This is a genomic window from Moraxella sp. CTOTU46934, assembly GCF_031979465.1.
In the GTDB taxonomy this organism is placed as follows: domain Bacteria; phylum Pseudomonadota; class Gammaproteobacteria; order Pseudomonadales; family Moraxellaceae; genus Faucicola; species Faucicola tetraodonis.
Window position 1 is genome coordinate 1 of the sequence record NZ_DALZEG010000023.1, and the last position, 1,475, is coordinate 1,475.

The window sequence follows — 1,475 nt, forward strand, 5'->3', positions numbered from 1 at the left end:
TCTGCTAATCAGTCGGCTTTTGCCCAGCTTAAGGCTATTAGCGGTGCGTAACTTCGGTTAATTATTTATTTACTACTTGGTTGAAAATAGCTCATTTGGCTAGTAAAAAATACCAGCCCGATGAATGGTATTGGTGCTTAACCCTATCTGGGTCGATTGCATCTGGCGCATTTTTGCATTTTTATTGAACATTTTATCTGGAGAGGGCCTGCAATATAAGTTTCAATCATTCCAACGGTTTTTATGGGTTAAAAAAGCATTGTTTTTGTGCGAAAAATAGTATGGTTTTATTTATATGCCTTTAAATGGTTCAAATTTCAGCCGAAATCCTGCATCAAGCTTATAAATAGGGAAAGTGAAAATGCTTTTTAGTTCTTTAATAATAAAAATATATGATTTTATTGGATTTTATTGAGTTGGCATAACCTTTGCAAGATACATTTTGATGCAATTTAAAACATAAATCAGTCAAATATCCATCATGGGGAGATCAAATGATGAAACTTGCATATAAAGCAGTGGCGTTAAGTGTTATGGCGATGGCTTCAACTTTGGCAATGGCTGAAGAATCGAATGCGCTGTCTCAGGCAGGTGTAAGCTTTGCAGGAACCGCTGCCTTAACTTCAGATTACCGTTATCGTGGTGTGACCCAAACTCAAAATGACCCTGCGGTGCAAGTTGGCTTTGCATTAACGCATGAATCAGGCCTTTATGCGGGTGTCTGGGGTTCCAATGTAAATTTTGGTGGTGCTGATCCACATCTTGAGCTAGACCCATATGTTGGTTATGCAACTGAACTGCCATTTGCAGGCAAACCCACTTTGGATGTTGGCCTATCGTATTACGGTTATCCAAGCGCATCAGATATCAACTGGCTTGAGCTTTACGCAAAACTTGGATTCAAGGATGTATTAACCTCTGGTGACAGCTTGCTGGGTGCAGTCAACTATACCAATGACTTTGCTGGTCTGGACGAGAATGGCTGGTATGTAAATGCAACCTATAATGTGCCGTTTGCCGCTGGCTTTGGTGGTGTGGCAAGCGTTGGCTATACCAAGGTGGATAACTACGACTTTAGCGACAGTGGCAGTGAAGATGACACCTATGTTGACTGGAAAGTGGGCCTCACCTATAACGTGAAGTCTGTTTCTGGCTTGACTGCTGAATTGGCTGCGATTGGCACCAATATTGATGCCAATGCCCAACCATACAAACGCGGTACAGAAACGGGTGCGGTGTTTACCTTAACCAAGGCGTTCTAATGTGGTTAGGGATGTGTTGAACCTTTATTTATAAAGGTTTGCCAGCTCCTCTAGCGAAGAAAACAGTCAGCACATATGCTGGCTGTTTTTTTATTATTACCCGAAGTTACGCACCGCTAATAGCCTTAAGCTGGGCAAAAGCCGACTGATTAGCGGATACGAGTAACTTTAAACGCAAAGCGAAATGATTTAACTTGGTTTTGATTTTCAAAC

The 1,475-nt window shown here is 41.5% G+C and carries 1 protein-coding gene; it reads left to right on the forward strand.

The features are described from left to right. Positions 1-494 precede the first annotated feature (494 nt). Positions 495-1,262, forward strand: coding sequence for a TorF family putative porin (locus RTN07_RS10945; protein WP_076777162.1), 768 nt, complete (start codon positions 495-497; stop codon positions 1,260-1,262). Positions 1,263-1,475: the final 213 nt, after the last annotated feature.

Bases quoted from the DNA above. Each gene is read 5' to 3' on its own strand.
- RTN07_RS10945 (WP_076777162.1), top strand. From the start codon at position 495: ATGATGAAACTTGCATATAAAGCAGTGGCGTTAAGTGTTATGGCGATG.